Origin of the sequence: Pseudomonas sp. PB103 (assembly GCF_009764635.1) — a bacterium.
Classification (GTDB): Bacteria; Pseudomonadota; Gammaproteobacteria; order Pseudomonadales; family Pseudomonadaceae; genus Aquipseudomonas.
In genome coordinates, this window is record NZ_RWIL01000043.1 from 1 (window position 1) to 8,200 (window position 8,200).

Below are 8,200 nucleotides of genomic sequence, written 5' to 3' on the forward strand. Positions count from 1 at the left end.
TTGAGCATTACAACGAGCAGCATCCGCACAGCGCTTTGAACTATCGCTCACCGAGGGAGTTCAGGCGCTTGGCAGCTGCATCAATTTAACGGGGAGTTGGTGTCCGGTTTTGTAGGGGCAAGTCCAGCGAGGTTGTTGAGCATTTTGCTAGGGGTAAGGCATAGATAAGGGGACGGACCGATTTAGAGATACGTGATGGGAATGACGTCTCGATAAACGGCAATGTTTAAAAAGACATCTCTAGTCACTCTCTCAGGCTACACATCCTTGCGCCTTTGCCTACAGCTACGCCAGAATCCGCCGGCTTGTGCGCTTTTGGGTCGGATTCTATTGTGGTTCGGTCGCTGACGAATCAGCGATCGGGTTTGGTAGCCCGGTTTAGACTTGGCGCATAGCGTCACCCGATGCAGGCCTTTTTGAGGCTGTGTATTTATGGTGGCCATGCGCAGGGCGTCTTCGGGCGCGCCGGTTCTCCAAGTCACCGGTCTACCAACCTTCGTATGGCCACCACCCCTTCGTTTGGTAGCGAAAGATGATGGCTCCTTTTCTATGATTTGGAGATTCACTCATGATCAAACCAACACCCAACCCACCTGAAACCGCCTCGGTTTCCCCCTACGAATCCATCGATTCCAAAAAACTCCACGAAGCCGCCGACCGCGCGCTCGACCATTACCTCTGTCCGCCCGGTTCCACGCCGCCTCCACGTAAAAACCGTGGGATGTACGCCGTGACGGCGGACAACAAAACCGAAGAACTGCTGGTCGATGCCAGTGCAACACTCGCTTCGGCCAAAACCATCGCCCAGAACGTCTCCAGCCTGTTGCCGGCATCGCAGCGCCAGGCACTGGCGGGGATTGCGCAGTTGATCATGCTCGGGGAGTTGGCGGTGAATCGGGCGTTGGATAATTTGCAATTGCCGGAGTGATGCGGGTGCCGTGATCACCTGGTGATTGATCGGGTGTTCATTCTGGCGCCTTCGCGAGCAGGCTCGCTCCCACAGGGTTTTATGCTGATTGCAGATGTTGTGTACGACGCTGATACCTGTGGGAGCAAACATTGGCTACGGATCTATTTCTACCCCACCCAGTACCGCTATAAAACATTGATGGTTTGAGCCCGGCGTCTGCGAGTCAGAAAACCGGATTTTCCCTACAATGAACACCGATCCATCCTGCATTCAAATCTGAGTCCGTTCGCCAAAGTCCTGCGTTTTCAGAACGGGACACGGACGTGACCAGACTCATCCCACAAAGCGAGTTCCATAGTCAGCGAGAGCAGATCCTCGATTCCTACCAATCCATGGAACACTTCCGACAGGCATTGAATCGCCCGGACGACTTACCCGGATTCGACGACTTGTTAAACGCCATGTGCCTGCATCGTGACAACTACATGCAAGGCGCGAATGAGCAAAAACTCATCGATGCTGTGCGTAACGGTGATTGGGCAATGGGAAAACTTGTGTGTGCTTGTGGTCGGTGCGGCAGGGTCCGTGGAGACAGGAACAAAGATGACGGAGCTAGGAGAGTTATTGGGGCAAGAAATTCATGAGTATTCCGATTAATGGAAATCACCAGCACAGTATTTGCCTTGGCATGTGGGGCGCAAATCATGATGGGCGTGATCAACTGCGCAATGATTTTCTACTCCGTTTACACAAAACTCGATGCTCTGGAAAAACACTTTGATGAGTGGCTGTACCTATCCATGGACTGTGGTTCATCAGGGGGAAGTTTTTACTCGAGAACTCAGCGGATGGCCGCTGTCAGCCGGCTGATTACATCCAAGAGTATCCAACGGCAGGAACCCTTGTTGATTGACGCCGTTCAACGCCTTCCCAGAGGACTCAGGTTTTGGGCGACGAGTCCATTTCATGTCGGCTATTTCGTGTGGGGTGGATCGTGGGTGGTTTGGCTTTATGGGAAATACAGAGGTTTTCTGTAATGGGGCAAAAAGACAATCAGTCCTTCGGTGAGGTCGGTTACGAACTCTCCCCATGACTGAAATCAAACTTCTGTTCGCCGCCACTGGCATTGCGTTACTGGTGCTGATCATCTCCAACGTTCTGGTGATGATCTATGTCGGGTATTTCAAGCTTTCCGAAATTGAATTGCACCTTGAAAATTGCTTTCTGCTCCACAGCTGCCCGCAGAAGGGACGTTCCGGGTTTTGGGCGCGCAGGTACAGGCTCAATCTGATCACTGCTTTGCTGCGTAAACGTCCTTCGCGCCTGTTGCTGGATAATCCGGGTGCCCTCGAAGATGTCCGGAGCCTTCCGCTGAATTTGCGGCGGTGGGTCGAAATTCCATATCGATTGAATGCATTTTCTCTGCTGGGAATTCTGGCTTTGTATGGTTGGGCGGAATATTTAGGACTGTTCGAGTAAGCACCAGGCTAGCAATCTCGGCCATTTTCTTACGTCTATTGGGATAAGGGGACGGATCTGTTGCGGGTACGTGACGGAATGAGGTCTCGATAAACGCGAACGTTTAAAAACATCTCCAGACATTCTCGCAGGCTACACATCCTTGCGCCTTTGCCTACAGCTACGCCAGAATCCGCCGGCTTGTGCGCCTTGGGGGCGGGTTCTATTGTGTTGCGGTCGCTGACGAATCAGCGATCGGGTTTAGCGACTCGGCTCAAGTTGAAGGTGCATCAGCGTTCCAGGCTTCGTTGCGGATCTGTATGTCTGCAATTTCGTTATGGTGGCTGTATGCGGGAGACCTTTCGAGGTCTACCGGGTGCCTTTGACCGGTTCGCTAACCTGCGTACAGCCGCCACCCTTCCTGTTTAGCGACAGGAATTGGCAGCTTCACTTCAAAGGAGCTTCACCATGATCAAACCAACACCCAACCCGCCCGAAACCGTTTCGCTTTCCCCCTACGAATCCATCGATTCCAGAAAACTCCACGAAGCCGCCGACCGCGCGCTCGATCATTACCTCTGTCCACCCGGTTCCACGCCGCCGCCACGCAAAAACCGTGGGATGTACGCCGTCACGGCCGACAACAAAAACGAAGAACTGCTGACGGATGCCAGCGAAACGCTCGCTTCGGCCAAAACCATTGCGCAGAACGTCGCCAGTCTGTTGCCGGCGTCGCAGCGTCGGGCGTTGTTGGGGATCGCGCAGTTGATCATGCTCGGGGAGTTGGCGGTGAATCGGGCGCTGGATAATTTGCAGTTGCCGGAGTGATGCAGGTGTCAGGGCACTTGGTGATTGATCAGGTGTGAACTCTGGCGCCTTCGCGAGCAGGCTCGCTCCCACCTTTGAGTGTGTTCCAAGGTGGGAGTGTGCTGGCTCTCCAGCCGCGAGTGTCGGGTTGCTTTTTTTGCGTCAATCGACTGCCAAGTTATCCCGAGCCCACTGTTCAGCCGTAGTGACCTGAATCGACTGCTGTTCGTTGAACGTCCCCGCTTTAGGCCACGACACGCCTCTGCCTTGGGCAAATACGGCGCGGTATTTTTTGATGTGGTGGGTGGGGTCTTTTTCCAGTTCCTGCATCAGGTACGGCACCGTCCAGACGTTACGCTTGAAGGGCCGCCCCAGCACACGTTCAAGCAGGCTCGCCACCTGCCCATACGTCACCGTGTCGCCAGACAGGTACACGATCTCATTGCGAAAGCGCGGTTCGAAGAAAACGATGTCCGCTGTCAGCTTGCCGATGTCCTCGGGTGTCGTGAGCGTCACGCTGGTTTCCAGGCTGCCCAAGGCGTTGACGGTGTGGTTGTCAAAATCGACGACCTCAAAGACCGGCTCGAACAGAAAACTGGTGAACATGCCGGTCGAGATGATCACCCATTCGGTTTTATCCTGGGCGCGGAGCAACTCGCGCACGTCGAGTTGCGCATCGAACAAGTCCTGCGGACTGCCCCGGCCAATCACTTCGAAATCGACGCCAAACTGCCAGGGGAAGTAGCGCTTCACGCCGGAGCTGAGCGCTGCTGTCGCGAGTTTCATCGGCGTTTCACGGCCCGCGACCATGCCTGCGCAGCCTATGACGGTGTCGAATGCTGCGAACACTTCGGCCAGTTGATCGATGGAATCGTTAACCAGGTCTGCAGCAACCATCTGGATATCCAGGCTGCGCAGTTCATCGATTTCCAGTTTTTTCTCAGGGATTTGCGTGTTGATGGTCGAGTCCCTGAGCAGGACGCTGATGGTGCTGCCGGGCGAGCGCTTGGCTACCCGCGCAAGATTGCGCAGCACCGGCAGGCCGAGTTCTCCGGCGCCGAGTACGAGAATGGATTGTGGGGAAGGGTGGGTCGTTTCGGTCATGATGTCTCCTGAGATTCGTCTGTATGATTTGGCGATGCTGGCACGATTGCGCAGCGCTCAGAAGAAGGCACACGCGTGATACCAGGGGGACACATGACCGATGAGGAAACCCTTAGCCAGGCAGAAGCGATCTGCCAGACGCTAAGACGAGACGATGATGGCGTGCGGCGCGAAGTCCTGGCTCACGCCGGTAGCCGCTGGTCACTGGGTATCCTGCATGCCCTGGGTGTGTACGGCACGATGCGTCATGCCGAGATCAAACGGCAAATGACGGGCGTGACTCAGCGCATGTTGACCAAGACGCTGCGTGCGCTGGAACGCGATGGTCTGTTGATACGGCGGGAGTTGGCTCAAGTGCCGCCCCATGTTGAGTACGAGCTGACGGCGTTGGGGATGGAGTTGTTGGTTCGTATGTCGCCGATTTGGACGTGGGTTGTGGAGCACGTCGATGATTTTCGCGAGGCGCGTCGGGCGTTTGATGGTCAGAGTGGGAAAAAACCTGCTTGGCAGGTTCCGGTGGTGGGGCTGGTTGATTTGGATGCGGCCGATTGAATGGTCGCTTTGGTTCAGGCCATTGCCTGGAACGTTGCCAGTCTGTTGCCGGTTTTGGGGGGCTTGCGAGTAGAAGCGGCCCTCACCCCAGCCCTCTCCCGGAGGGAGAGGGGGCCGACCGAGTTGTCTTGCGGGGTACATCGACCTGAAAGATTTTGGCGATTATGGCTTTCAGGAAAAGGACCTGGATTGATTCTTGAAAAATAGATCCGTACCTTTGAATGTTCCTGACGGGGCACCGTATCAAGATTTGCCTAGTTGCCCAAATCAACGGCATTACCGTTAGCCCGGACATAATAATTATCGAATTCACCGCTTTCGACGAACTCGAAGCCATGGCGAGTGTAGAAGCGATTTGAAGCGCTTTCCTTGAGAGCACCCACCTTGATGGGACGCCCGATCTCATCCGCCTCTCTGAAAATCCGAGTGAGCACTTCAGAGCCGATTCCTGCTCCTTGAGCACTGGGTATCACATACAAGTGGTCAAGCAGCAGCTCGCTCTGCTGGTCTTTGATTACGACAAAACCGACCAGATCACCTGAGACTTCTATGCGGCGTGTGCTGTTAGCGTCGAACCCACCAAGAAATCGTTCGCGCGCACGATCCGGGTTAAATCGTCCAAGCCGTTCAAGGCTCTCGCGCATGGCCTCAATCCTGATGGCTACCAGATCTTCCAGGTCGTTATTGGACGCTGCGCATAAAACGACAGCGGAGTTTTGATCAGCGGAGGTTGGCATAACAGGCACCCTAAACATGGCCGGTCGGTGATTATAGAGAACAGAATCCGCATAACCACTACTGCCTCGGTTCAGTGGAGGCAATGGTTCCTTGTCAGCTTCAGGGGGATGTGTTAGCCGGACGCTTACGTCTGTTGAGGCAAGGGGACGGATCGGTGGTGGGGGCCGAGACGCAATGAAGATTCCGATAGATGCCAATGGTTAAAAAGACATCTCCCGACTCGAAAAAACTCTACGAAGCCGCCAGCGAAACGCTCGCTTCGGCCAAGACCATTGCGCAGAACGTCGCCGGTCTGTTGCCGGCGTCGCAACGTCGGGTTGTTGGGGGTTGCGCAGTTGATCATGCTTGGGGAGTTGGCGGTGAATCGGGTGTTGGATAATTTGCAGTTGCGGAGTGATGCGGGGGGCGGGATTACCGGGTGATTGAGCGGTGTTGGTTCTGGCGCTTTCGCGAGCAGGCTCACTCCTACAGGGGTTTTGGGTGGGGCATAGTAATTGTGTTCGGCTAAGGGGGAGTGGTCGACCATCTCCTTTACGGGGGATGGTCGACGTATTGTGCGAATTAGAAATTCGGGGTGTAGGAGAAACCTTGCGATGCTTCGGTATCGGAGAACGGTATTACCGGCGATTTCTTGTTGAACAGGCCATTGACGACGGAGCCTGGGAACATTTCGATGGAGTTGTTGAACAGTTCGACGTTGCGGTTGTAGATGGTGATGGCCGCGCCGACGTTTTCTTGTTGTTCGGTAATTTCGCGCATCATGTTGTTCGCCGATTCGGATGCTTTCAGGTCAGGGTAAGCCTCGAAGGTGACGCGCAAGCCACCCATCAGCTCCCGTGAGGCGGTTTCTACTGTCGCGAGGGCATTGCCGTCCGCTCCAGCAGGCAGGCTGTGGATCGCGCTGCGCAGGCCGGCGATTTTTTCGAGGAGGCTGGACTCGAAGACCATGAAGTCTGCGAGCACTTTTTGCAGTTGGTCGAGCACCTTTGTCTTCTGGCGTTCGTAAACGAGGACGTCCGACCAGGCACGTTGGACTCGGTTGTGACCGCCAACAATGCCGTTATAGATGATGACGACCGCTATGATGATGACTACGGCGATAACAATGGCGAGGGTGAGTGTAGTGTCCATGTCTTACTTCTCTTGGCGGCTTGTTAGGGGAGAGGCGGCAAAGTTGTCATCGTGCAGTTCACCGAGTGCATGGCTCCATTGGAGTGCAGACACCAGGCCCGGCAGTTCGACACCCGCAGCAATTTCTGCGTAAAACTCGTTGGGTGAAGACAGCGAATATTGAGTACCGAACGTGAGCAGGTCGCTGTTGGCGAAGCTGAGGCAGAGTTTTCCACTGTCGGCGAACTCCAGGTTCGGAACCTTGAGTACGTTGAATACCTTCAACAAGTGCAGCACCGTCGAAGGTTTGATGAACTTCGCACAGGTCATCTCGCTGCGCCCGGTCAAACGGAACGCTTTATTAAAATCCGGAGACGCCGTGTCCATGCGGCTCGGATAGTCGTTTTGTGATTGCCCGTCAGTTCTGACCGATACGCCGGTGACCCACGGAAAGTCGATGACCAGACTGTAGCGGTCGTAGTGGTCATACACCACTCGAGTCTCTGTTTTAGTGCCTCCCTTGCCGTCGTTAACGGTGGTTTTTACCTTTCGTTTGTCGACGTAGTGCAGGCGGTGGTACTCGTAAGCGAGGTTGTGCAGCGGGCCGGTAAATACACCCTGCATCGACTGCAGCAATTCGCGGCTGTAGTTGCCCCGCCGGTAATCAGCAAATTGCGCATCCAACTTGCTGAGGGTATAGCGCGGGTCTTCTGCCAGGCGGGTCAATCCGTTGTGGAAGTAGGATGACAGGCGAGCGATTCTGCTACTGAGTGAAGGCAAACGATCAGATTTGGTCTTCATCCATGCCAGACTTCCACCGGTAGAACCGATGCCGAGCACACCAAGGATCACGGGGAACAAGTCGGGGTCAATTTGCAGACGGTAAAAAAAAGAAGCGACGGTGTAGGTGTTCGCATACTTGGGAAAGGCCACAGCGCTCGCGATCAATAGCAGGCCCGCGCCGAAAAACCACCATGCGCGTGTGAAACTGAATTTGAGCGGGCCGTTGTACGAGACGAACTCTTGGATCGTCTTCAATAGGTCGGTATTGGATTGAGCCGTGGCAAGACTGGCTTCGCTGTCAGCCAGTAACTTGTTTAATTTCGCGTTCTGCGATGTGTTGGCCATGTCAGGTATCCATTGATTCAGGGATGCCTGATGCGCGAGCAACGGCCTGGATTGAGGATTTGGCTTTGTTCATAAACTGTCATAAATGTTGAAAAGGAGTGGACGATACCATTGTTGTGCCATCACTGCTTCTGGCGGATAGCAGGCATTGGCAATGGTCGAGCATTGCGACAGGCAATCCCCTGTTAAAGCGAAGCACACGCGCTGTTTCCGCTGCCCAAGATATTCATGTAGGAGCTGCCGAAGGCTGCGATCTTTTGACCTGGCCCCTCCGTGTCAGGCTACCTGTCGCCCTTGTTGATTGACTCAACTACTCAAGAGGGCGAAGGTGCTTAACAATGTCCAAAATGGGTAACCGCTACGACAACGACTTCAAAGATTGGGTCGTTCTGC

General features: G+C 54.7%; 9 protein-coding genes and 1 pseudogene. 6 read left to right on the plus strand and 4 right to left on the minus strand.

The features are described 5' to 3' along the window. The first annotated feature begins 568 nt into the window (after positions 1–568). The 4 genes from EJA70_RS07915 to EJA70_RS07930 all read left to right on the plus strand — a co-directional run bounded on the left by EJA70_RS07915 (position 569) and on the right by EJA70_RS07930 (position 3,196). Entirely contained in the window at positions 569–928 is a 360-nt protein-coding gene (locus EJA70_RS07915; protein ID WP_099758868.1) for a DUF6124 family protein, read from the plus strand. A gap of 638 nt (positions 929–1,566) precedes the next feature. Beyond that, positions 1,567–1,947, plus strand: coding sequence for a hypothetical protein (locus EJA70_RS07920; protein WP_158830390.1), 381 nt, complete (start codon positions 1,567–1,569; stop codon positions 1,945–1,947). A 52-nt stretch (positions 1,948–1,999) separates the two neighbouring features. Beyond that, entirely contained in the window at positions 2,000–2,389 is a 390-nt protein-coding gene (locus EJA70_RS07925; RefSeq protein WP_158830391.1) for a hypothetical protein, read from the plus strand. A 447-nt stretch (positions 2,390–2,836) separates the two neighbouring features. Further along, positions 2,837–3,196, plus strand: a complete 360-nt coding sequence (locus tag EJA70_RS07930) for a DUF6124 family protein (protein ID WP_158830392.1) — start codon at positions 2,837–2,839, stop codon at positions 3,194–3,196. Positions 3,197–3,337: 141 nt separating this feature from the next. Here the strand turns inward: EJA70_RS07930 and EJA70_RS07935 are convergent, their stop codons facing one another. After that, positions 3,338–4,279: an aromatic alcohol reductase gene (locus EJA70_RS07935; protein WP_158830393.1), complete on the minus strand. Its 942-nt coding sequence runs from the start codon at positions 4,277–4,279 to the stop codon at positions 3,338–3,340. Positions 4,280–4,372: 93 nt separating this feature from the next. On the opposite strand from EJA70_RS07935, the gene EJA70_RS07940 reads away from it, so the two are divergent. Further along, positions 4,373–4,831, plus strand: a complete 459-nt coding sequence (locus tag EJA70_RS07940; protein ID WP_158830394.1) for a helix-turn-helix domain-containing protein — start codon at positions 4,373–4,375, stop codon at positions 4,829–4,831. A 254-nt stretch (positions 4,832–5,085) separates the two neighbouring features. Here the strand turns inward: EJA70_RS07940 and EJA70_RS07945 are convergent, their stop codons facing one another. Next, positions 5,086–5,568 carry an N-acetyltransferase gene (locus tag EJA70_RS07945; protein ID WP_158830395.1) on the minus strand — a complete coding sequence of 161 codons (483 nt, stop codon included), beginning with the start codon at positions 5,566–5,568 and terminating at the stop codon, positions 5,086–5,088. Between the two features lie 236 nt (positions 5,569–5,804). Between EJA70_RS07945 and EJA70_RS31065 the strand changes: the two are divergent. Beyond that, a pseudogene (locus tag EJA70_RS31065) lies at positions 5,805–5,991 on the plus strand (DUF6124 family protein); the annotation flags it as partial. Positions 5,992–6,130: 139 nt separating this feature from the next. Here the strand turns inward: EJA70_RS31065 and EJA70_RS07950 are convergent. Next, the gene (locus EJA70_RS07950; RefSeq protein ID WP_158830396.1) at positions 6,131–6,700 is read right to left on the minus strand and encodes a LemA family protein; all 570 of its coding nucleotides are present in this window, start codon (positions 6,698–6,700) and stop codon (positions 6,131–6,133) included. Positions 6,701–6,703: 3 nt separating this feature from the next. After that, positions 6,704–7,807 carry a hypothetical protein gene (locus EJA70_RS07955; protein WP_158830397.1) on the minus strand — a complete coding sequence of 368 codons (1,104 nt, stop codon included), beginning with the start codon at positions 7,805–7,807 and terminating at the stop codon, positions 6,704–6,706. Positions 7,808–8,200: the final 393 nt, after the last annotated feature.